Annotated in this window: 17 protein-coding genes, 1 tRNA gene, 1 pseudogene and 1 riboswitch; of the genes and pseudogenes, 9 read left to right on the top strand and 10 right to left on the bottom strand. The window is 71.7% G+C overall.

All coding sequences use genetic code 11. The annotated features are described in order from the left end of the window. Nucleotides 1-73: 73 nt before the first annotated feature. Nucleotides 74-865: an MBL fold metallo-hydrolase gene (locus tag EJ357_RS21705; RefSeq protein WP_126393261.1), complete on the top strand. Its 792-nt coding sequence runs from the start codon at nucleotides 74-76 to the stop codon at nucleotides 863-865. A gap of 7 nt (nucleotides 866-872) precedes the next feature. Here the strand turns inward: EJ357_RS21705 and EJ357_RS21700 are convergent, their stop codons facing one another. The 3 genes from EJ357_RS21700 to EJ357_RS21690 all read right to left on the bottom strand — a co-directional run bounded on the left by EJ357_RS21700 (nucleotide 873) and on the right by EJ357_RS21690 (nucleotide 2,546). Next, nucleotides 873-1,307, bottom strand: a complete 435-nt coding sequence (locus tag EJ357_RS21700) for an arsenate reductase ArsC (RefSeq protein ID WP_126393260.1) — start codon at nucleotides 1,305-1,307, stop codon at nucleotides 873-875. A 118-nt stretch (nucleotides 1,308-1,425) separates the two neighbouring features. Beyond that, entirely contained in the window at nucleotides 1,426-2,172 is a 747-nt protein-coding gene (locus EJ357_RS21695) for an aquaporin (protein ID WP_126393259.1), read from the bottom strand. After that, the gene (locus EJ357_RS21690) at nucleotides 2,169-2,546 is read right to left on the bottom strand and encodes an ArsR/SmtB family transcription factor (protein WP_126393258.1); all 378 of its coding nucleotides are present in this window, start codon (nucleotides 2,544-2,546) and stop codon (nucleotides 2,169-2,171) included. The genes EJ357_RS21695 and EJ357_RS21690 overlap by 4 nt, the downstream gene beginning before the upstream one ends. Nucleotides 2,547-2,663: 117 nt before the next feature. On the opposite strand from EJ357_RS21690, the gene arsM reads away from it, so the two are divergent. Together arsM and EJ357_RS21680 are read left to right on the top strand one after the other, a co-directional pair. Continuing rightward, nucleotides 2,664-3,434 (top strand): arsenite methyltransferase, encoded by a 771-nt coding sequence (arsM, locus tag EJ357_RS21685; protein WP_126393257.1) that lies wholly within the window; start codon nucleotides 2,664-2,666, stop codon nucleotides 3,432-3,434. Nucleotides 3,435-3,768: 334 nt separating this feature from the next. Further along, nucleotides 3,769-7,050 carry a S8 family serine peptidase gene (locus EJ357_RS21680; RefSeq protein WP_126393256.1) on the top strand — a complete coding sequence of 1,094 codons (3,282 nt, stop codon included), beginning with the start codon at nucleotides 3,769-3,771 and terminating at the stop codon, nucleotides 7,048-7,050. A 68-nt stretch (nucleotides 7,051-7,118) separates the two neighbouring features. On the opposite strand, the gene EJ357_RS21675 is transcribed toward EJ357_RS21680, so the two are convergent. Together EJ357_RS21675 and EJ357_RS21670 are read right to left on the bottom strand one after the other, a co-directional pair. Next, entirely contained in the window at nucleotides 7,119-7,763 is a 645-nt protein-coding gene (locus tag EJ357_RS21675) for a GTP cyclohydrolase II (RefSeq protein ID WP_126393255.1), read from the bottom strand. A 191-nt stretch (nucleotides 7,764-7,954) separates the two neighbouring features. After that, nucleotides 7,955-8,470 (bottom strand): MarR family winged helix-turn-helix transcriptional regulator, encoded by a 516-nt coding sequence (locus tag EJ357_RS21670; RefSeq protein ID WP_126393254.1) that lies wholly within the window; start codon nucleotides 8,468-8,470, stop codon nucleotides 7,955-7,957. Between the two features lie 66 nt (nucleotides 8,471-8,536). Between EJ357_RS21670 and EJ357_RS21665 the strand changes: the two genes are divergently transcribed. The 4 genes from EJ357_RS21665 to EJ357_RS21650 all read left to right on the top strand — a co-directional run bounded on the left by EJ357_RS21665 (nucleotide 8,537) and on the right by EJ357_RS21650 (nucleotide 12,483). Further along, nucleotides 8,537-9,670, top strand: coding sequence for a dihydrofolate reductase family protein (locus tag EJ357_RS21665; protein ID WP_126399772.1), 1,134 nt, complete (start codon nucleotides 8,537-8,539; stop codon nucleotides 9,668-9,670). Nucleotides 9,671-9,750: 80 nt separating this feature from the next. Then, a tRNA-Met gene (locus tag EJ357_RS21660) sits at nucleotides 9,751-9,824 on the top strand. A 131-nt stretch (nucleotides 9,825-9,955) separates the two neighbouring features. Then, nucleotides 9,956-11,071 carry a PP2C family protein-serine/threonine phosphatase gene (locus EJ357_RS21655; RefSeq protein WP_126393253.1) on the top strand — a complete coding sequence of 372 codons (1,116 nt, stop codon included), beginning with the start codon at nucleotides 9,956-9,958 and terminating at the stop codon, nucleotides 11,069-11,071. A gap of 214 nt (nucleotides 11,072-11,285) precedes the next feature. Then, nucleotides 11,286-11,443, top strand: a riboswitch (cyclic di-AMP (ydaO/yuaA leader). Nucleotides 11,444-11,454: 11 nt separating this feature from the next. Then, nucleotides 11,455-12,483: a M23 family metallopeptidase gene (locus EJ357_RS21650; RefSeq protein WP_126393252.1), complete on the top strand. Its 1,029-nt coding sequence runs from the start codon at nucleotides 11,455-11,457 to the stop codon at nucleotides 12,481-12,483. Between the two features lie 86 nt (nucleotides 12,484-12,569). Here the strand turns inward: EJ357_RS21650 and EJ357_RS21645 are convergent, their stop codons facing one another. The 4 genes from EJ357_RS21645 to lhgO all read right to left on the bottom strand — a co-directional run bounded on the left by EJ357_RS21645 (nucleotide 12,570) and on the right by lhgO (nucleotide 16,624). Then, nucleotides 12,570-12,749 carry a hypothetical protein gene (locus EJ357_RS21645; protein ID WP_126393251.1) on the bottom strand — a complete coding sequence of 60 codons (180 nt, stop codon included), beginning with the start codon at nucleotides 12,747-12,749 and terminating at the stop codon, nucleotides 12,570-12,572. Then, on the bottom strand, nucleotides 12,746-14,128 hold the full coding sequence (locus EJ357_RS21640) for a PrsW family glutamic-type intramembrane protease (RefSeq protein ID WP_126393250.1): 1,383 nt from the start codon (nucleotides 14,126-14,128) through the stop codon (nucleotides 12,746-12,748). Before EJ357_RS21640 ends, EJ357_RS21645 begins: the two co-directional genes overlap by 4 nt. 137 nt (nucleotides 14,129-14,265) lie before the next feature. Continuing rightward, nucleotides 14,266-15,099 (bottom strand): tRNA (guanosine(46)-N7)-methyltransferase TrmB, encoded by an 834-nt coding sequence (gene trmB / locus EJ357_RS21635; protein WP_126393249.1) that lies wholly within the window; start codon nucleotides 15,097-15,099, stop codon nucleotides 14,266-14,268. Between the two features lie 316 nt (nucleotides 15,100-15,415). Beyond that, complete coding sequence (lhgO, locus tag EJ357_RS21630) at nucleotides 15,416-16,624, bottom strand: L-2-hydroxyglutarate oxidase (protein ID WP_228473119.1); 1,209 nt, start codon at nucleotides 16,622-16,624, stop codon at nucleotides 15,416-15,418. A 194-nt stretch (nucleotides 16,625-16,818) separates the two neighbouring features. On the opposite strand from lhgO, the pseudogene EJ357_RS21625 reads away from it, so the two are divergent. Continuing rightward, nucleotides 16,819-17,385 (top strand): annotated as a pseudogene (locus EJ357_RS21625) (histidine-type phosphatase); the annotation flags it as partial. A gap of 110 nt (nucleotides 17,386-17,495) precedes the next feature. Here the strand turns inward: EJ357_RS21625 and EJ357_RS21620 are convergent. Next, on the bottom strand, nucleotides 17,496-18,920 hold the full coding sequence (locus EJ357_RS21620) for an MFS transporter (protein WP_126393247.1): 1,425 nt from the start codon (nucleotides 18,918-18,920) through the stop codon (nucleotides 17,496-17,498). A gap of 757 nt (nucleotides 18,921-19,677) precedes the next feature. Here EJ357_RS21620 and EJ357_RS21615 point away from each other — a divergent pair. Further along, the gene (locus tag EJ357_RS21615) at nucleotides 19,678-21,783 is read left to right on the top strand and encodes an asparagine synthase-related protein (protein WP_126393246.1); all 2,106 of its coding nucleotides are present in this window, start codon (nucleotides 19,678-19,680) and stop codon (nucleotides 21,781-21,783) included. The last annotated feature ends 384 nt before the right edge of the window (nucleotides 21,784-22,167 follow it).

The following is a 22,167-nucleotide window of genomic DNA, read 5'->3' as shown; positions in this document are numbered from 1 at the left end:
GGTTGCATCCATCCGTGAGGCGCGGTTAGCTGTGTCTCACGGATGCGATCCCTATCAAACGTGAGGTCTGGCGATGGTCGACACCCGCACCACCACCGAGCAGGTCCCCGCCCCCGTCTCCGTCCGCGTCTTCGGCGGCCCCACCGCCCTCATCGAGTACGGCGGCCTGCGCCTCCTCACCGACCCCACCTTCGACGCCCCCGGCGACTACCCCCTGGGTGGCGGTCGCGCGCTGACCAAGACCGCCGCCGCCTCCGCCTCGCCCGCCGAACTCGGCCGTATCGACGTGGTGCTGCTCTCGCACGACGAGCACCCCGACAACCTCGACGTCTCCGGCCGTGCCCTGCTCGCCGATGTGCCGCTCACTCTGACCACGCCGAGTGGGGCGGGACGGCTGGGCGGTACCGCTCGGGGGCTGAAGGACTGGGAGTCCGTGGAGGTGGGGCGGCCCGGCGGGGGCGCGATCACCGTGACCGGGGTGCCCGCGCTGCACGGCCCGGGCGAGCGGGAGGAACTCGAACCGGTCATCGGGCAGGTCGTCGGGTTCGTGCTGGCCGGGGACGGTCTGCCCACCGTGTACGTCAGCGGTGACAACGCCCAGCTCGGGCCGGTCAAGGAGATCGCCGAGCGGTTCGGGCCGGTGGACACCGCCGTGCTCTTCGCCGGCGCGGCTCGCGGCGACATCCTCGACCGCCAGTTGCTCACCCTCGACAGCGCCCGGGCCGCGGAGGCCGCGCGGATACTCGGGGCGCGGTGGATCGTTCCCGTCCACTTCGACAGCTGGGCCCACTTCACCGAGGGCCGCGCCGAGCTGGTGGACGAATTCACCGCGGCCGGGCTGATCGACCGGCTTCAGCTGGGCTGAGCGGCGCTCAGGGGGCCGTAGAGGTCGTCACGCCGAGGTCGGTCAGCAGCGCGCGGACGCGTCGCTCGATCTCCTCACGGATGGGCCGTACGGCGTCCACGCCCTGGCCGGCGGGGTCGTCCAGCGTCCAGTCCAGGTAGGTCTTGCCGGGGAAGACGGGGCAGGTGTCGCCGCAGCCCATGGTGATCACGACGTCGGACGCCTGGACGGCCTCGGTGGTCAGGATCTTCGGGGTCTGCGCGGAGATGTCGATACCGGCTTCCCGCATCGCCGCCACGACCGCGGGGTTCACCGTGTCGGCGGGCGCCGAGCCGGCCGAGCGGACCTCGACCGCGTCTCCCGCAAGATGGGTGAGGAAGGCCGCGGCCATCTGGGAGCGGCCGGCGTTGTGGACGCAGACGAAGAGGACGGAGGGGCGCTCGGCGGGGGAGCTGGGGCTCATGACGTGGCCTTCTGTGTGTTTCCGGGTGACGGTCCGTGCGTTTCGGGGTGGCGGGTCCGTGTGTCTCCGAGCAGCGGTGGTGGTTGTCCGGGTCACGGTCGCGGTTGTCCGAGGGAGGTCAGGGAAGCGTGGGCGCGGTGACGCCCGGCGCCTCCCGGGGTGCGGCGGTCTCCACCCGTACGGCCGTCCCCCGCCGCCCGAAGACCACCGCCACCAGCGCCAGTCCGAGCGCGCCCCCCACCAGCTGCGCCGCCACGAACCCGCCGACCGAGGCGGGCGCGATCCCCGCGAAGGTGTCGGTGAACGCCCGGCCGACCGTCACCGCCGGGTTGGCGAAGGACGTGGACGACGTGAACCAGTAGGCGGCGCCGATGTACGAGGCCACCGCCACGGGGGCGAGCCGGTCGCGGCCGACGCGGGTCAGGCCGAGGACGAGGAGGACGAGCCCGGCGGTGGCGACGAGCTCGCCGAGCCACAGGTGACCGGCCGAGCGGTCGTGCGTGGACCACTGGACCAGCGGTCGCGCGAACATGGCGTCGGCCAGCACCGCGCCCCCGATCGCTCCCGCGATCTGTGCGGGGACGTACGCGGCCACGTCCCGCCCGGTCGGACCGTCCCCGCCCCGTCGGCCGGTGAACCAGGCGGCGAGCGTGACGACCGGATTGAAGTGGGCGCCGGAGACCGGGCCGAGCAGCGCGATGAGCACGCCCAGGCCGAATACGGTGGCCAGCGAGTTGGCGAGCAGCTGCACTCCGACGTCACGGGAGAGCTCGGTCGCCTGGATGCCGGAGCCGACCACCACCGCGACCAGGGCTGCCGAACCGACGGCCTCGGCCGCCGCCCGCCGGGCCAGTGGCGCGCTCACGCGGGCGCTCCGGCGGCCTGCGGTGTCCTCAGGAACTGGGCGAGCAGGTCGAGGGTGTCGGGCAGCACCCAGTAGTAGACCCACGTGCCCCGCCGCTCGCAGTCGATGAGGCCGGCCTGGCGGAGGAGCTTGAGGTGGTGGGAGATCGTCGGCTGGGACAGCTCGAAGGCCGGGGTCAGTTCGCACACGCAGACCTCGCCGCCGTCCCGTGAGGCGATCATCGACAGCAGCCGCAGCCGCACGGGATCGCCCAGGGCCTTGAACAGCTTCGCCAGCTCGGCGGCCCGGTCCTCGGCCAGGGGTGCGGAGGCCAGGCCCGCGCAGCAGGCGTCGGCCGCGTCCTGGCCGAGCACTTCCAGCTCTTGTTTCGACACACTTCTATGTTGACATCCTTCGATTCAAGGCGCAACGTTGGAGTCAGCTGCATCGAAGAACTTCAATGCAGCCCGGTAGCGGCCATCCACCCGTTCGCGGCAACCCAGGAGTGAGTCATGAGCGACCAGCCCACCGACCTGCGCGAAACCGTCCGTCAGCGGTATGCCACCGCAGCCCTGAAGGTCACCGAGGGCGGCTCCGCCGCCTGCTGTGACTCCACCTGCTGCGGACCCGAGCCCGTAGAGGTAGACGACAACTTCGGTTCCACCCTCTACGCCGCCGCCGACCGCGACACCCTCCCCGCCGAGGCCCTCGCCGCCTCCCTCGGCTGCGGCAACCCCACAGCCGTGGCCGAACTCCGCCTGGGTGAGCGTGTCCTCGACATGGGCTCCGGCGGCGGCATCGACGTCCTGCTCTCCGCCCGCCGGGTCGGCCCGACCGGCAAGGCGTACGGGCTGGACATGACCGAGGAGATGCTCGCCCTGGCCCTCGCCAACGCGAGGAAGGCGGGAGCCGCCAACGTCGAGTTCCTCAAGGGCACCATCGAGGCCGTCCCGCTGCCCGCCGCCACGATCGACGTCGTGATCTCCAACTGCGTCATCAACCTGTCCGTCGACAAGCCGGCCGTCTTCGCCGAGGCCTTCCGCGTGCTCAGGCCGGGTGGCCGGATCGGCGTCACCGATGTCGTCGCCGAGGACACCCTCACCCCCGCCCAGCGCGGCGAGCGCGGCGACCACGTCGGCTGCATCGCCGGCGCGCTGTCCTTCGCGGAGTACCGGGAGGGGCTGGAGGCGGCCGGCTTCACGGATGTCGAGATCACGGCCACGCACGCCGTCGCCGACGGCATGCACTCCGCCATCGTCCGGGCCGTGAAGCCGACGGTCTGACTCAGCAAGGCCGTGATCCACCAGGCCGTGATCCACCAGGCCGTGACTCGCCGGGCCGTGACCCAACAGGCCACGACTCATCAGGCCCCTGGCTCACCAGAAACCCCAGCAACCCCTGCCGACTCACAGGAATGTCACAGCATGGTCCGTTAAGTCCCTCGTGGCGTATGGCGAGTATGTGCCAGTCCACGATCTCTCCTCCGTGAACTATCAACAGAAATCGGTCCCTTGAGGAAAGCTAGGCGATCATCCGGGATCACTATCCGGACCGCGGCGGTCGAAGGTGCTCGTTCCGGCCGCCGACGCCTACGTTCCTTCAGCACCAGGGATCACCATGCCCACCACCCCCCACTCGGCCCCGATATCGGGCGCGAAACGCGCTGCCCGTATCGCCGTGGCCGCAGGCCTCGTCGCCGCGCTCTCCGCGGCCGGGCCCATACCCCTCGCCCTCGCCGCGGACGGCACCACCGCCACCGCGGCCGACCCCGGCGTCAAGTCCGCCCACGACAAGCTCGGTTCGGACGACGCCGACCTCCTCGCGGAGGCCAAGGCACAGCGCGACAAGACCGTCACGATGATGATCGCCACCGCGCCCGGCCAGACCGAGAAGGTCGCCGCGGAGCTGGACGCGATCAAGGGCGGCTCCGTGGGCCGTACGTACGACAAGCTCGGCTACGTACGCGCCACCGTGCCGACCGGCAAGGCGGACTCGGCCATCGCGGCCGCCGCGAAGCTCTCCTCCGTGCAGGCCATCGACCTGCGGGACGAGATACCCCTCGAAGAGCCGAGCCTCGACAGCGGCACCAAGTCGAGCGCGACCGCGGCCACTTACCCGGGCCCGGACGAGAACACCCCCGCGAAGAACCCGTACAACCCGTCCTTCGAGACGGGCGCCGTGGACTTCGTGAAGAAGAACCCGAAGGCCGACGGGCGCGGCGTCACCATCGGTGTCCTCGACACCGGTGTCGACCTCGCCAGCCCGGCGCTGCAGAAGACGACGACCGGCGAGCGCAAGATCGTCGACTGGGTGACCGCCACCGACCCGATCGTCGACGGCGACGGCACCTGGCGGGCGATGACCACCTCCGTCTCCGGCCCGTCCTTCACCTTCGGGGGCAAGAGCTGGACGGCGCCCGAGGGCTCGTACCAGATCAGCACCTTCCGTGAGGCCGTCACCAACCAGGGCGAGGCCAAGGACGGCGACGCCGACGGCGACGTCAACCGCGACGGCGACAAGACCGACGACTGGGGCGTCCTGTACAACCCCACCGCCGGCACGGTCACCGTCGACGTCAACGACAACGGCGACTTCACCGACGACACCCCGATGAAGCCGTACAAGGACGGCCACCAGGTCGGCCACTTCGGCACCGACAACCCCGCCACGGACATCCCCGAGACCCAGGACTTCGTCGTGGAGGTCCGCAAGGACGTCCCGATGGACCCGCTGGGCGGCGACTGGGTCGGCAAGAAGGCCGACTTCGTCAACATCGGCCTCACCGCCGGCTCGCACGGCAGCCACGTGGCCGGCATCACCGCCGCCAACGGCCTGCTCGGCAGCAAGAACATGAACGGCGCCGCCCCCGGCGCGAAGATCGTGTCGTCCCGGGCCTGCGTCTTCGGCCCCGGCTGCTCCAACGTCGCGCTCACCGAGGGCATGATCGACCTCGTCGCCAACCGCGGCGTCGACGTCGTCAACATGTCCATCGGCGGCCTGCCCCCGCTGAACGACGGCAACAACGCCCGCGCCGAGATGTACACGCGGCTCATCGACACCTACGGCGTCCAGCTCGTCATCTCCGCCGGCAACTCCGGCCCGGGCGCCAACACCATCGGCGACCCCGGCCTCGCCGACAAGGTGATCTCCGTCGGCGCCGGCGTCTCCAAGGAGACCTTCGCCGCCAACTACGGCACCGGCGTCGAGAACGAGTACCAGCTGTTCAACTTCTCCTCGCGCGGCCCGCGTGAGGACGGCGGCTTCACGCCGACGATCGTCGCCCCCGGCTCCGCGGTCAGCACCATCCCGGCCTGGATGCCCGGCGCCCCGATCGCCGAGGCGGGCTGGAAGCTGCCGGCCGGCTACGCGATGTACAACGGCACCTCGATGGCGTCCCCGCAGGCCGCGGGCTCGTCCGCGCTGCTCCTGTCCGCCGCCGAGCAGCGGGGCATCAAGCTGACGCCCGAGAAGCTGCGCACGGCTCTCACCTCAACGGCCAAGCACATCGAGGGACTTCAGGCCTACGAGGAGGGTGCCGGCCTCATGGACGTCGCCGGCGCCTGGAAGGCCATCAAGGCGGGCGCCACCGCGCACGACTACGCCGTGAAGGCCCCGGTCGACACCGCGCTCGACCAGGCCCTGAAGACGCCGGGCTTCGGCACGGGCGTCTACGACCGCGAGGGCGGCCTCAAGGCGGGCCAGAAGAAGACGTACGACGTCACCATCACCCGTACGTCCGGCCCCGCCGGCTCGCTCCCGCACACCCTGCGCCTGGCGAACAACAAGGCCCGCACCTTCTCGATCGCCGGCCCGAAGGTCGTCAACCTGCCGCTGAACAAGGCGGTGACGGTCAAGCTGCAGGCCGCGCCCAAGCACGCCGGCATCAAGAGCGTGATCCTGGAGGCCGACGACCCGAGGACCGCGGGCGTCGACAAGCAGATCCTGAACACCGTCGTGGTCTCCACGCCGGTCCAGCACACCTTCACCGCCTCCGGCTCGGTGCAGCGCAACAACTTCAAGTCCTACTTCGTCACCGTTCCCGAGGGCGCGAAGTCGCTCCAGGTCACGCTGGACGGACTGAAGGAGGGCAGCCTGGCGAAGTTCAGCGCCATCAGCCCGTACGGCGTCACGGCCCCCGACAACGACCCCGACACGACGGACATCGCCTCCTACGAGGACCCGCTGCCCGGCGTCTGGGAGATCGAGGTCGACGTGCGCCGTACGTCTGCCCTGCTGGACAACCCGTACAAGCTGAACGCCACGGTCTACGCCGCGTCCTTCGACCCGGCCGCCGTGACCGTGCCGGAGGCCAAGGTCGGCACCCCGGTCGCCGCCAACTGGACGGTGACCAACAAGCTGCAGGCCGTCGACGGCAAGCTGAAGGGCGGCGCGCTCGGCTCCTCGAAGACCGCGCGGCCGACGATCGCCGACGGCGCGACGCAGACCAGCACCGTCGAGGTGCCCGAGGGCACCACGTCCCTGGACGTCGCCATCGGCAAGGTCTCCGACCTGAGCTCCGACCTCGACCTGAACGTGTACGACGCCGAGGGCAAGCTCGTCGGCCAGTCCGCGGACGGTGACTCCGAGGAGGCCGTCTCCATCGCGAACCCGGCCGCCGGGACCTACACCGTCGAGGTCATCGGCTTCGAGGTGCCGTCCGGCTCGACCGCGTTCGACTACCGGGACGCGTTCTTCTCCTCCGCGCTCGGCTCGGTCACCGTCGACGAGTCGACGCCGGTGAAGCTCGGCACGGGCGACTCGGCGAAGGCGTCGGCGAACATCACCGTCGCGCGGGCCGTGCCCGAGGGCCGGCAGCTCTTCGGTGAGGTACGGCTGCTGAACGCGCGCGGGACGACCGCGGGCGTCGGCGGGGTGACGATCGAGAAGGTCACGCCGTAACCGTCGTACACACGACAAAGGGGCGGGCGTCCGGAGTTCGGACGCCCGCCCCTTCTTGTTGCGTGCGCTCAGCCCACGTTGAGCCCCGCGAGGTCGCCCAGCGGCAGCGTGTGCTGGGTCTGCAGGACCTTCGCGCGCAGGTAGCGGACGTTGTCCGGGGTGGCGAAGACACCGGTGGGGACGCGGTCGCGGACCTCGATGCCGAGGTCGCGCAACTGGTCGGCCTTGTCGGGGTTGTTGGAGAGCAGGTCCAGTGCGCCGATGCCGAGGGCGGTGAGCATCTGGGCGGCCGCCGTGTAGTCGCGGTCGTCCTCGGGCAGGCCCAGCGCGGCGTTCGCGGCGTAGGTGTCGAGGCCCTGGTCCTGGAGGGCGTACGCGTCGAGCTTGTTGTAGAGCCCGATGCCGCGGCCCTCCTGGCGCAGGTACAGCAGCACGCCACCGCGCTCGGCGATGCGCTCGACGGCCTCGCGCAGCTGGGGGCCGCAGTCGCAGCGGGCCGAGCCGAAGACGTCGCCGGTCAGGCACTCGGAGTGGAGGCGGACCAGCGGGGTGGTGCCGGGGGCCGGGTCGCCGAGGACGACGGCGACGTGTTCCTGACCGTCGGCGAGGCCGTGGAAGGTGACCAGTTCGGCGTCGGCGCGGTAGCCGTCCTGGAAGCGCAGCGGGACCCGGACACGGGCGCGCTGGGTGGCGGCGGCGGTGAAGTCGGGCATGCGGGTTCTCCGGGTTCCGTACATGGGCTGTCTGCTTCAGATTTGAAGCAGCTCCTCGGATCAGGACCCTACCCCATGCTTTAAATTTGAAGCAACAACTTCAGAAACGCTTCATGGGTTTGTCGCACAGATCACGAACAGGGCCGACAGGTCACGAACGGGGCCGACGGGCCATGAACGGGGCCGACGGGTCAAGAACAGGACTTGGACGAGCGCCGCCGCCACGGCACGTCATCCCCGGTGGCCTGTGCGGTGCCCCCTTGGAACCCCTCGCCGACCGCCGTGAAGATCTCCTCCAGTTGCCCGACCTGCTCCGGGGTCAGCCGGTCGAAGAGCAGTGACCGTACGGTCTCGACATGGCCCGGCGCCGCGCCCTCCAGGACCCGCATCCCCTCGTCGGTGAGGATCGCCACGCTGCCCCGCTTGTCCCAGCGGCAGTCCTCGCGCCGCACCAGGCCGTCCTTCTCCAGTCGCGTCACGGCGTATGTCAGCCGGCTGCGGGTGATCTTCAGCCGTTCCGCGAGATCGGTCATCCGAAGTCGGCGTTCCGGGGACTCGGACAGGGTGGAGAGGATGGAGTAGTACATGTGCGGCATGCCGGCCTCCTGCTGGAGCTGCCGGTCGAGCGCGTCCTCGACGAGGAGGGCGGCGCCGATGTACGCGCGCCAGGCGCGTTGCTCCTCGGGGGTGAGCCAGCGGGTCGTCATGCTGCCAGTGTAAGTTTGTTTCAAACTTTAACCAAGCCCGAGACCGCCGAGCCGGAGAGCGCGCCGATGCCGTCGTACCCCTACGTCCTGCTGTCAGCCGCCGTCTCCCTGGACGGCTACCTCGACGACACCACCCCCGAGCGCCTGCTCCTGTCCAGCCCGGCCGACTTCGACCGGGTCGACGAGGTACGGGCCTCCGTGGACGCGATCCTCATCGGCGCCGGCACGATCCGGGCGGACAACCCGCGGCTGCTGGTGAACTCGGCCGAGCGGCGGGCCGCCCGGGTGGCTTCCGGCAGGCCGGAGTATCCGCTGAAGGTCACGGTCAGCGCGTCCGGCGAGCTGGACCCGACGGCGAACTTCTGGCACACGGGCGGCGAGAAGATCGTCTATACGACGGAGAAGGGCGCGGAGCGGCTGCGGCGGGAGCCGGTCGCTGCGGACGTGGTCGCGCTGGGCACGGAGCTGGACTGGCGGGGTCTGTTGCGGCACCTGCGTGAGGTGCGCGGCGTCGAGCGGCTGATGGTGGAGGGCGGCGGCACGATCCACACGCAGCTGCTCCAGCAGGGGCTGGCGGACGAGCTGCAGCTGGTGCTGGCGCCGCTGTTCGTCGGCGACCCGGACGCGCCCCGCCTCTTCGGGCCGGGCGGGTACCAGGGCGGGCGGCTGCGCCTGCTGGAGACGCGGCGCATCGAGGACGTCGTACTGATGCGCTACGAGCCGACGGCGCCCGGCGCCGGTGACCTGCCCGCCGCGGCGGACCGGCACTGGCTGGCGCTGGCGTGCGAGCTGGCGGCGCAGTGCCCGCCGTCTCAGACGGCGTTCAGCGTCGGGGCCGTGGTGGTGGCCGCCGACGGGACCGAGCTGGCGCGCGGGTACTCCCGGGAGGACGGCGATCCCGCGGTGCACGCTGAGGAGGCGGCGCTCGCGAAGATCGCGCCGGGTGATCCACGGCTGGCGTCCGCGACGGTGTACAGCAGCCTGGAGCCGTGCACCCGCCGTGCCTCCCGTCCCGTGCCGTGCGCGCGGCTGATCCTGGAGGCCGGGGTCCGGCGGGTCGTGACGGCCTGGCGGGAGCCGGACACGTTCGTGGCGGGGGCCGACGGGAGCGGAATGCTGGCGGGGGAGGGCGTTCAGGTGGTGGTCCTGCCGGAGTACGAGGACCGGGCGAAGGCACCGAACGGGCACCTGCCGGACTGAGTGATCCGGCTCTCATCAGCGGCGTCGAGGGAAAGCCGTGTGCTTTCGGTCCTGCGGATGGGGTACTGTTGAGTCATCGCCGCGGGGTGGAGCAGCTCGGTAGCTCGCTGGGCTCATAACCCAGAGGTCGCAGGTTCAAATCCTGTCCCCGCTACTGAAGACTCAGGGCCGGAACTGATCAGTCAGTTCCGGCCCTGAGTGTTTCTCCCGTCACCGGCGTCCGTCCGCTCGTCCGGTCGGCCCTCCCCGCTCGCCCCCCACCCCCACTTCGGCAACGCTGGTCAGGTGGAGGAACGGCGGATCTCGTACGCACGCCGGTTCGTCCGGTTGCTCCCGGCCCTGTTGATCGGGGCGGGGAGCGTGTACGACTACGTCACCCCCACCGACTTCACCGGCGCCCCCTTCTTCACCGCCGCGCCCCTGGTCGCCGCCCCGCTCTACTCGCAGCGCGGCACGGTGCTCACCGGCCTCGCGGCCGTCGCCGTACTGCTCGTGCTCCGCATCGCCATCGGCGGCCTCCCCTCGGCGGAGGTGATCACCGAGCTGGTCACCGTGGTGGTCGTCTCCGTGCTCGCCGTCCTCATCAACCTCCTCGTCCGGCGCAGCGACGAGCGCCTCGCCTCCGCCCGCGAGATCGCCGAGGCGGCCCAGCGCGCGGTCCTGCCGGAACCCGCCGAGCGGATCGGCGGCTTCCAGATCGCGGCGCGGTACGAGGCGGCACAGGAGGGCGCCTCCATCGGCGGCGACCTGTACGCCGTGCAGGACAGCCCGCACGGCGTGCGGATCATCGTCGGGGACGTGCGCGGCAAGGGCATGGGGGCGGTGGGGGCCGTCGCCGTCGTCATCGGGGCCTTTCGGGAGGCGGCCGAGCAGGAGGCGACGCTGGAGGCGGTCGCCCAGCGACTGGAGCGGGCGCTGGCCCGTGAGCGCACGCGCAGCGAGGGCGTCGAGTCCTCCGAGGGGTTCACCACCGTCGTCCTCGCCGAGCTGCCGCACGGCGACAGCGTCGTCCGCCTCGTCAACCGCGGGCATCCGTCGCCCCTGCTGCTGTACGCCGACGGCACCGTGCGTGCGCTGCCCGCCGTCGAGCCGGCGCTGCCGCTCGGCATGGGCGAACTCGGCGCATGGCCCGACCGGGCCCAGGAGGCCGACTTCCCGGGCGAGGCCACGCTGCTGCTGCACACCGACGGCCTGTCCGAGGCGCGCGATGCCGAGGGGCGGTTCTACGACCCCGAGGCGGGGCTCGCGGGACGGGCCAACGCGCGACGCGCTCCGGCCGAGTTGCTCGGTGTGCTGGCGGCGGACGTGCGCCGGCACTCCGGGGGCGGGATGGCGGACGACCTGGCGCTCATCGCCGTACGGCGTCCGTTACCCGTCCTTGATCCTTCTCACCAAGGGTGATCGGGTGACCGCCCTCCGCATAACAACTGACATACCGTCAATACCTGTGTGGTGCCTGAGCCTCGGCCAACTCGCCCGATTTAGGCCGCTCGTGACCTGTAAGTCCGGGCGAAATTCGTTAATGATCAAGTGGAACAGCTTGGAATCCGCACCCCGGGTCTATTAACGTTCGATAACGCAGCGCGGTCGTCCCAGCCGTCACAAGAGACGGCTCCGTGCGCACGCGCCGAGTCCCGCAAGGGAGCCGGGGAACCACCACCCTGGGGTGAATCGCGCGGATTCCACCGTGAAATCACGGTTGGTTTACGCGCGTAGGAGACCTTCCTGCTCCGAACCCGTCAGCTAACCCGGTAGGCGAGAAGGAAGGAAAGGAGCACGCCCACGTGGCGTCCAACAGGCCTGCTACGCAAGCCCCGTTCGTGCCGAGTCAGCGCAGTGACGACACCTTCGGCTACGACCGCTATCGCACCGACGAGGGCCCGTTCGAGGAGTGGAACCCCACCGCGGAGTCCATTCGTCCCGTACGTGGCAGGCACCGCGTGGCCAAGCAGCGGGGCGGGGGACTCGCCCGCAGCTCCACGGTTCTCGGCGTCGGTGTCATAGCCGCCGTCGGCGCGGGCGGCATGGCCAGCGCGCAGAGCGGCAAGCCGCCGGTCGCGATCACCATGCCCGACCTGCCCCTGATATCCGACGACGACTCCTCCGCGCCCGCCGAGGACACCGGGACGGCCCTGAGCACCATGGGCGCCGCGACCGAGGAGACCAAGCAGGGCACCGGCGACGCCGGTGAGGCGCTGCGGGCCCGGATCATCGCCCAGGTCGAGCAGCAGCAGGACCAGGTCGACAGCAAGGCCGCCGCCGAGGCCATCGCCGCCGCCGAGAAGGAGGCCGCCGCAGCGGCCGCCAAGGCGGAGCAGGAGGCCAAGGAGAAGGCCGCCGCCGCGAAGGCCGCCGCCGAGGAAGAGGCCCGCAAGAAGGCCGAGGCCGAGCGCCTCGCCGAGCTGGCCAGGCAGTACACGCTGCCGACCTCCTCGTACACCATCACCTCGACCTTCGGTCAGGCCGGCGCCTACTGGTCCTCCGGCTACCACACCGGCCTCGACTTCGCCGCCCCCTCGGGCACCCTGATCAAGGCGGTCCACTCCGGCACCATCACGTTCGCCGGCTGGGACGGTTCGTACGGCTACAAGACCGTGCTCACCCTCGACGACGGCACCGAGCTGTGGTACGCGCACCAGTCCTCGATCAGCGTCAGCGTCGGCCAGAAGGTCAACACCGGCGACGTCATCGGCCGCGTGGGCGCCACCGGCAACGTGACCGGCGCCCACCTCCACCTCGAGGTGCACCCCGACGGCAGCACGAGCGGCATCGACCCGATGGCTTGGCTGCGTGGCAAGGGGCTTACGCCCTGAGGCCCTTGAGGGGCGGTCTCCTGATCGCACAAGAACGTTGACGTTCCGGCCCGGCCTTCCTCGCAGGAGGCCGGGCTCACGTTGTTTCAGGGATCGCAGGCGCCGGACCGGCCCGCCCATTGCCGGCCCGAGAATCCGCCCTCGGGGTTGTCGAGGTCGTCGTCGAGCCGGATGAAGCCCCGGACGACGGTGAGGGCGAACGCGACGGCGGCCAGGGCCGGCAGCCACAGGTCCCCGACGTCGAAGTCGCGGAGGCCCACGATCACGTGCGATACGGGTTGTACGCGGGATACGGCGCCGTCGGTCCGTATGGGGCGCCCTGCGTCGGCCCGTACGTGGCACCCTGGGTCGGCCCGTATCTGGCGGCGTGCCCCGGTCCGTACGGCTGCCACTGAACCGGGGTCCCGTAGCCGTGCCCGTAAGCACGCCAGGGCTGCGCGGCGACCGCATGCTCCAGTGCCGGCCGGGCGAACCCCCGCCGCCCCCACAGCTCGTGCAACAGCTCCTGTTCCCGTACGACGAAGTCCGCGCCGGCCCGCCCACGCCGCCCCCGGTGCCGCAGGAACGCCAGGGACGTGGCGTACGCCTCGTACTGCGCCACCGCCCGGGCCGCCGCCCGCCCCCCACGCCGCCGCGCGTACTGCCGGGCCACCCGCCGCGCCCGCATCGAGCCGAGCGCGAAGGGATCGCCCGGGGCCAGCCACCCGGCGACGACGTACGCGGGCAGTTCCTCGCGCACGGTGCGCAGTTCGCGCTGCCGGGTCCAGATCACCAGCCAGGTCAGCAGTCCGAACGTGGGCACCATGAAGGCGGCGTACACGGCGAAGAACCCGAACTCGCCGAAGGCCGACGAGCCGTTCCACAGGGCGTGCATGCCCATGGCGAGCAGGAGCCCGGAGAGCGGGAGGAGAACGCGGCGCACATGCTGTCGCGGGCCCGACAGGGCGGCGATGCCGAAGCCGATGCCGGTGAGGACCGTGAAGAGGGGGTGCGCGAAGGGCGACATGATGACGCGGACGAAGAAGGTCGCCGCCGTGACGGAGGCGATGCCGCGGTCGCCGGAGAGCTGGTCGGTACCGAAGGCGGTGCCGAGGTAGAGGATGTTCTCGGTGAAGGCGAAGCCGGTCGCGGTGACGCCGGCTATCACCACGCCGTCGACTATCCCGGTGAAGTCACGTCGGCGGAAGAGAAAGACGAGCAGGACGGCGGCCGCCTTGGCTGTTTCCTCCACGACGGGCGCTATGACGGTGGCGCCCAGGGTGTCCGCGTGGGACGGATCGGCGGTCGCCGTGGCTATCCATCTGGTCGCGAAGCTGTTGGCGATGATCGCTATCAGCGCCGCCGCGAACGCGCCCCACGCGAAGGAGAACACCAGATTGCGCCAGGGGCCCGGCTCGACCCGGTCCAGCCAGCGGAAGGCGGCGACGAGCAGCGGCACGGGCAGAACGGCGAGCCCGAGCCCGACCAGGAACCCCTCGGTGCCGGTCTGCTCCCGCACCAGGGCGAGGATGACCAGCCCGGAGAGCGCGAGCAGCGTGCTCAGCGCGCCGTAACGCACCCACCGCTTCTGCCACCAGTGCGCGTGCCGCAGTGTCCCGCCGGCGGGACCGGTGGGGTACGTCGGGTACAGGGGACTGGTGGCCACGGCATTGACCCTAACGAGACAGGGGCGCCACCCGCAGCCGCGCGAGGGGCTCTGGCGCCCGAGGGGGGTTTGCTGTCGGTGCTGTTTCTTGCCGGTCTGCTGCCCGGTCTTCGTTCCGGCTGCTCCTCCCGCTGCCTCTACGGCTGTACGCGGCGGAAGAGCAGGTCGTTCACCACATGACCCTTGTCCAACCCCTGCCCCTCGAAACGGGTCAGCGGCCGGAAGTCCGGACGGGGCGAGAAACCGCCGTCGGCCCGGGTGTTCTCGAAGTCGGGGTGAGCGGTCAGAACTTCGAGCATCTGTTCGGCGTACGGCTCCCAGTCGGTGGCGCAGTGCACCAGGGCGCCGGGCTTCAGCCGGGTCGCGGCGAGGCTGAGGAACTCGGGCTGGATGAGGCGCCGCTTGTGGTGCCGCTTCTTGGGCCAGGGGTCGGGGAAGTAGACGCGCAGCCCGTCGAGCGAGTCGGGGGCGAGCATCTCGCGCAGCAGGATGATGGCGTCGCCGTTGGCGACACGGACGTTGTTCAGCCCGTGCTGGTCGGCGAGATTGAGCAGGTTTCCCTGCCCGGGCGTGTGCACGTCGACGGCGAGCACGTTCGTCTCCGGGTCGGCGGCGGCCATCTGGGCGGTGGCCTCCCCCATCCCGAACCCGATCTCGAGCACGACCGGATTCTCGTTCCCGAACAGCTCACCGACGTCGACGATCCGCTGCCCGTCGATGTCCAGCCCCCACTTGGGCCACAGCCGCTGCAACGCGTCCGCCTGCCCCGCGGTCACCCGACTGCGGCGCGGCTGAAAACTCCGAATCCGCCGCTCGAAGTGCGACCCCGCAGGATCGGCCTTGGGCCCGTCCGGGAACCGGGGCTCACCTTTGGCCCGGGTGTGCCGGACAGACACCCCGGGGACATGACGGGGCCGCCCGCCGTCGGTGCCGGGCTGGGGGACTTCTGGGGCGTTGAGAGACTCAGACACAGTGGGACCGATTTTACGGGGAGGGGGAGGGCTGCCCCCCGACCGTCACCTCTGGACGCCGGCCCAGGCATGCCAGCCGGCCCGGCGTTCGAGGCCAAGGGCACATCTCAGCGCAGGCCCAGGCAATCTCAGCCCGTCCGGCGTTTGAGGACGAGGCCCCTTAAGGGCCGAAGCGGGGGTCTGGGGGCGGCAGCCCCCAGAAGGGCCCAGGGTCGAAGGGGCGGAGCCCCTGGAGGACGGGACGGGTAGGGGCGGCGGGGGCGAAAGAACCCTGCGTTCGCACCCGCACCGCGCCCGCCCGTGCAGCCCACCCCCGTCAAGCCCCCTCCAACACCCCCAACGCCCGCCGAGCCACCTCCCGCCCGATCGGCAGCGAAGCGGTAGCCGCAGGACTCGGCGCATTCAGCACATGCACGGCCCGAGCCCCCTCCCGTATCAGAAAGTCATCCACCAGCCCGCCGTCCCGCAACACCGCCTGCGCCCGCACCCCCGCCGCCGCCCGCACCAGATCATCGGACGTCACCGCGGGCAACAACCTCCGCACCGCCTCCGTGAACGCCCCCTTGGACACCGACCGCCGCAGCTCCCCGGCCCCGTACCGCCAGTGCCGCCGAGCCATCCGCCACGCTCCGGGCCACGCCACCGTCCCCCCGACCTCCGACAGCCGTACGACCCCCCACCCGTACCCCTCCCGGGCCAGCGCCGGCACCGCGTTGGGCCCGATGTGCACATCCCCGTCGATCCCGCGCGTGAGATGCACCCCGAGGAACGGAAACGCCGGATCCGGCACCGGATACACCAGCCCCCGCACCAGATCTGGCCGCGCCAGCGAGTAGTACTCCCCCCGGAACGGCACGATCCGCACCCCCGGCTCGTCCCCCGTCATCCGGGCCACCTCGTCGCAGTACAGCCCGGCACAGTTCACCAGCACCCGCCCCCGCACGACGTCCCCGCGCGTCGTCCGCACCGCGACCCCCAGCCCGGCCCGCCGGTCCACCCGCTCGACCTGCGCGCCGTACCGGATCTCGGCCCCCGACGCCTCCGCCAGCTGCCGGGCGACCCCGACGAAGTCGCACACACCCGTCGTCCCGACGTGTATGGCCGCGAGTCCCCGCACCTCCGGCTCGTACTCCGCGATCTGCGCGGCGCCCAGCTCCCGTACCGGAATGCCGTTCTCCCGCCCGCGCTGCACCAGCGCGTGCAGCCGCGGCAGCTCCTCCCGCTCGGTCGCCACGATCAGCTTGCCGGTGACGGCGTGCGCGATGCCGTACTCCGCGCAGAACTTGACCATCTCGGCCGCGCCGCCGACCGCGTACCGCGCCTTCAGCGACCCCGGCCGGTAGTAGATCCCGCTGTGGATGACCCCGCTGTTGCGCCCCGTCTGATGCCGGGCGGGCCCCGGCTCCTTCTCCAGCACCGTCACCCGCGTACCCGGCGCGGCACGTGTGATCGCATACGCCGTTGCCAGCCCGACGATCCCACCGCCGACCACGAGCACATCACAGTCGTAAGCGATCGTCCGCACCTGCTCCACCTCCCGGTTTCGATAATGCACTGCGCCACTGACAACGCCCTCAAACCCCCCGCGGGGCACCCGCGGGGGCGGCGCCGGGCGGACAAGGCGATTCCAGAGGGGAACCTTTGGCAAGGGCGGGACTTCCGGCCACTCATCAGCCGTGATCCGGCCACGGCGTCTTCACGTACCGCTCCGACGATGCGGCAGATCCCCCGGCTGCCGCACAGGTGAGCCCGACCCGCACCGACGTCGACCTCCTCTACTTCCACAAGGCGGCCGGCGCCGTGGCCTACCGCGACCACATCGCGAACGACCAGCGGCTCGCGAGCACCCTGAAGTCGATCACCGACCAGCCCACCACCCACCGCGCCGCCCGCGACGTACTGAGGGGATGGGGCATGGAGCGGTTCATCTCCAAGCGGGACGCGGCCTGGTTCGGGTACCTGAGCGACGCCGAGGACTTCTACCACGCCGAGGAGATCATTCCGCTGGCCGCGCTGATGGGCCTGCCCGGCAGCACGAAGGGTGCCACGGCCGAGCAGCCGTACACCTATGCCGACAACCCGTGGCGGGGCGCTTCCGTGGCGCCGCTGGGCTCGAACATCCGGTGGGACGCCTTCCGCAAGGGCGACACCTACCTGCTGCGCATGTTCTACAACGAGCGGGAGACCGCCTTCAGGACCGGCTGTCGGCCGATCGCCAAGGGCAGCTCCTTCTACGACCTCGACGAGCTGGAGCGCTGCTTCGGGCGCGCGGGCAGCGCGTCGTGACGGCCCGCCCCGGGCAGGACGGAGGGGGCGGCGGCCCGGGTCTGCCGAGCCGCCGAACGCTCCGCACGCGTGCGCGTGTGTGCGTGTACCGAAGATCTCCGTGGTCTCCGTCAGGCCGGTGCCATGAGCAGCGGCCGCGCCCGCTCCCGCAGTTCGACGACCCGGGGCTCGTCGCCGTACGGCTCCAGGCGGTGCAGCAGGTCCTTCACGTACTCCGTGGTGCGCGCGGACGATATGCGCCCCGCGACCTCCACCGCCCGCACGCCCTGCTCGCATGCCGCGTCGAGATTGCCCGACTCCAGCTCGGCGACCGCCGAGACGACGAGCCGCAGCCCGTGCGAGCGCACGAACTCCTCCGTCGGCTTCGACAGCGCCTGCTCCGTGAACCGCCGTACCTGGCGCGGCGCCTTCAGGTCCCGGTAGCACTCCGCGGCGTCCGCGGCGAAGCGGTCGTAGGAGTAGAAGCCGAGCCACGACGGGTCGTTGTCGCCCTCTCTGGACCGCTCCAGCCAGCTCTCCGACGCCTTCAGGGCCGCGCCGGCGGCCTGTGCGTCACTGGCGCGCGCGTGTGCGCGTGCCTCGACGAGGCGGAAGAAGCTCATGGTGCGGGCCGTGGCGAGGCCACGGTTGCGTTCCAGCGCGGCCTGGGCGAGGTCGACGCCCTCGTCGCCGAAGCCCCGGTAGGTCGCCTGGAGCGACATCGACGCCAGCACGTACCCGCCGAGGGGTACGTCGGCCGCCGCGCGAGCGAGCCGCAGCGCCTGGATGTAGTACCGCTGGGCGGCCTCCTGTTGCCCGGTGTCGAAGGCCATCCACCCGGCGAGCCGCGTGAGTTCGGCACTCGCTCCGAACAGGGCGCGTCCCACTTCGTCGGAGTACGAGCCGAGCAGCAGCGGCGCCGCCTCCACCCGCAGACACTCCGGCACCATGGACGAACGCCAGTCGCCGCCTCCGTACTTGGAGTCCCAGCGCCTGGCGTCGTCGGCGGCCTCCCGCAGCTTCTGCACATCGCTGTGGCCGACTTTGAGCGGTGCGCCGGAGCCCTCGGAGGGGCTCGCCTCGCGCGCCACCGAGCTGTCGGCCGGGGTTATCAGCCACCGTGAGGCAGGCGTTGCGTATGCGCTTACTGCGAACGAACCGGCCAGCGACTGCCAGATGCCGCCGGTGCCGGTACGGCGACCGGCGAGGTCGAGACGGTACAGCTCCGTCGCCGACTTCACCGCCTGTCCGACGTCCCGGGGGAAGGCGAGGCCCACTTCGGGTGCGGGGTCCGCGTCCGCCAGGCCGATCTCGTGGAGCGGCACAGGGCGGCCGAGCTTCTGGCCGATCGCGGCGGCGATGAGGTGGGGCGCGGCACCCTGCGGCACCATGCCCTTCGACACCCAGCGCGCCACCGAGGTCTTGTCGTAGCGAAGAGTCAGGCCCCGCTGAGCGCCAAGGTCGTTGACGCGTCGAGCGAGTCCTGCGTTGCTGATTCCCGCGAGGGCGAGAACGGTGCCGAGTTTTTCGTTCGGCCCGCGTTGCTCCCTGGACATGCGCCACCCCTCGACACAGACGGCTGCCGCGCTGGCATAACCACGCGGCATTCGTAAACCCAGCGTAGTTCGCCGCATCCCAAGCGTTAAGGGGCATTCTTCCGGATGGCGGGATTGTGGTCCGCACTCAAGTGCGCACCCCCTACGCACAGTTGTGGCGTGCTCCCGCTGTGTGGCTGTGCGCCCGTCCGTGCGCTCTTCTCCAGCCACCGGGGGAGCGGTTCCATGGCTCTTGCGTGGGTCGGCCCGCTGTACTGGATCCAGTGGGCTGGGGGATTCCGCCGCCTACATCCCCGCGGGTGGCGGATCGGTCCGGGGGGCGCACTCCGTTCCCCGGACTGCGCGCACGGCGAGCACGGCGAGTAGTGCGGAGGGCTTGTACGGAGCGTGCGTGAGCCTGTCCCTACGGCGCCGATTTGGCTGAAAATCGACCCCGGTTCTCCCGGGTGATTACCGCTCCTACCACGGTACTTGAGGGCGCAGAGGGCGTTTTCGGGGAGCGCATCGGGGGCGCATTCGCGTCGCAGGCGTGACGCGATCTCCTCGCCCCGCCCGGCCGGATCCCTTCGCTCCGCGAGGGTGGATCCCCTTTCCCCGTGCGGGAGTTCAGGTGCCGCGCGGCCGCCCGGGGGCGCCCACGCGGGCGCGATTACCGGAGCTCGAGCGGCTCCGCCACCCCTCCGCGCGCGTCCTTCATGGCAGCATGGTGAACCGGTTCGTACGGTGCACTGGTTGTCCACAGCCTGTGGAGGCGTCGATGCGGTGGTTGGTGGGATGGAGCAGCACCACCGCGGTGGCAGCCGGGATCGGCTCCGCGGGGGCGACCGGAAGCGACGGCGAGACCGTGCACCCGGTGGGCTCCCAACTCCTGTGGGGTGACCCCGATCCGCTGTGGGCGGTCGGCGACTGGCGCCCGGACGAGGTGCGCGTGGTCAAGGCCGACGCGCAGACCCGGATCGCGGTGCTCGGCACCTGCGGGGCGAGCGACGAACAGCTGCGGGTCGGCCTGTTCGCCGCGCGCGGAGGGGCACTTCGGCATCTGACGGCGTGGTCCGGCAGCTACACGGCCGTCGTCCAGGTCGGCCGCCGGGTCACGGTGTGCGGCGATCTGGCGGGCGCGCGGCCGGTGTTCTACACCCCCTGGGCGGGCGGTACGGCGTACGCGACGGCCGCGCTCCCCCTCGCCGACCTCATCGAGGCCAACCTCGACTTCGGCCACCTCGCCGCACTGCTCGCCGCCCCCGACGTACCGGCCGCCCTGCACGACTCCACCCCGTACGACGGCGTACGACGCATTCCGCCGGGGCATGCGCTGATCCTGCGCGCCGGGGCGCGCGAGATCGCCGGGTACGAACCGGTCGCCTCGCTGGCGGTGGCGGCGCCGACGGCCGATCCGGACAGCGCGGTGGACGCCGTACGCGACGCCCTGGTGGAGGCGGTACGCGCGCGTCTGTCCGCGCCGCGCCATGTGCCCGGCGCCGACATAGACCCAGGCCCGGTGCCCGGGATGGGCCCCGCCGAACGGCGTGCCGCGCGCGGGATGCCGGTTCCGGGCATCGGCGCGGACCTGTCCGGCGGCCCCGCCTCCGGCACGCTGGCGCTGCTCGCCGCGGGCCTGCCGGGGATGCCGGGCACGGTCCTGGGCCACGGCACGGGCGCGGGGGAGCGCCTCCTGGCAGTCACTTTCAACGACCTGGCGGTCGGCGGCCGCGAGGCCGAACTGGAACGCGCCGGAACCCTGGCGGCCAACCCGCGCCTGCACCACGTGGTGGTGACCGGCGGCGAGGACACACTCCCGTACGCCGACCTGGACGGCCCGCTGACGGACGAGCCGGGCCCGAGCCTGGTGACGGCGGCGAGGCACCGCGCACGCCTGGCGTCGGGCAGTGCGGACCACTTCACCGGCTACGGCGCCCGCCAGGTCCTGGACGCGCACCCGGCCCGCCTCGCGGACCTCCTGATGGACCGCAAACGGCGCCACCTGGTCCGCCCGGTCGCGGCGCTGGCCAAGGCGGACGGCTCGGTGCTGGTCCCCGCGCGCGTGTACGGCGCGGCACGCAAGCTGGCCCGCACTCCCTACCGAACGGGCCTGGACGCCCTGGCGGACCGCCTCCTCCACCGCCGCTTCGACGAACCCGGAGGTGCCGTAGGGGCGTCGCTCGCCGCGCTCACCTGGGCCAGACCGGGCCCGGCGGCACGCTGGCTGACCGGCGAGGCGCTCGCTGAAGTATCGGTTCGCCTGCAAGCGGCGTCGCACCGCAACGGGGTCGGCCCGGGCCAGCGTCCCGGCGACTACCGCGCGCGTGCCGCCCTGGCCCGCCACGCCGCGGACCTCCGCGTCCTGGAACAGGCCGCCGAGGTCCGCTTCCAGCGCCTGCACGCCCCCTTCCTCGACAACCAGGTCGTCCGCGCCTGCCGCGCCCTCCCCGAGGCCCTACGAGTCCAGCCCGGCGCCCGCGCCGAGATACTCCGTACGGTCCTGGAGGGCGCCGGAGTGGCCGACCTCCCACCCGGCTGGGGCGCCCCCTCCCACGCGTCGTCGGCGGTGGCGGCACGAACCGGCCTGAGAGTGGCCGCCGACTCCCTGATGGCCCTCTTCGGAACCCCCCTCCTCGCCCAGGCGGGCCTGGTGGAGGCCCGAGTGGTCCGCAAGGCCCTCCGAGCAGCGGCCGAGGGCGAACCCCTCCCCCTGGACGGCCTGGCCGACCTCGTCTCCCTGGAACTCTGGCTACGCCGCCTACTGTCCCGCCGCGGCACCTGCTGGACAGGCACCCCCGCCCGACAACGAGCGGTACCGGCGGGGATCACGCCGCAGAGGGGGGCGTTGGGGGCGGGGGCGGGGACGGGGGTGCGGCGGGGGTAGGGGCGGTGGCTGCTGTGGCCGCCGGCGAGGCTGCGCAGGGCTGTCCCGACCCCTCACCCACGCGCAGGGGGGCGCCACTGGGGCGAGGGCGACTTCTCGGCGCCGGCCCGGGCGTTTCGGCGCGTGTGGCGTTCGAGGGGGAGGCCGCCGTCCCGAGCCCCCACCCACCCGCAGGGCGCCCCTCGAACCGGGGCCACATCTCAGCGCCGGCCCGGGCGTTTCGGCCCGTGCGGTGTTCGAGGACGGGGTCCCGCCGTCCCAACCCCCCACCCACCCGCAGGGCGCCCCTCGAACCGGGGCCACATCTCAGCGCCGGACCAGGCATGTCAGCCCGTCCGGCGTTTGAGGACGAGGCCCCTCAAGGGCCGAAGCGGGGGTCTGGGG

Source organism: Streptomyces cyaneochromogenes (genome assembly GCF_003963535.1).
Taxonomy (GTDB): Bacteria; Actinomycetota; Actinomycetes; order Streptomycetales; family Streptomycetaceae; genus Streptomyces; species Streptomyces shaanxiensis.
This window is presented reverse-complemented; position numbering and strand designations above follow the sequence as displayed.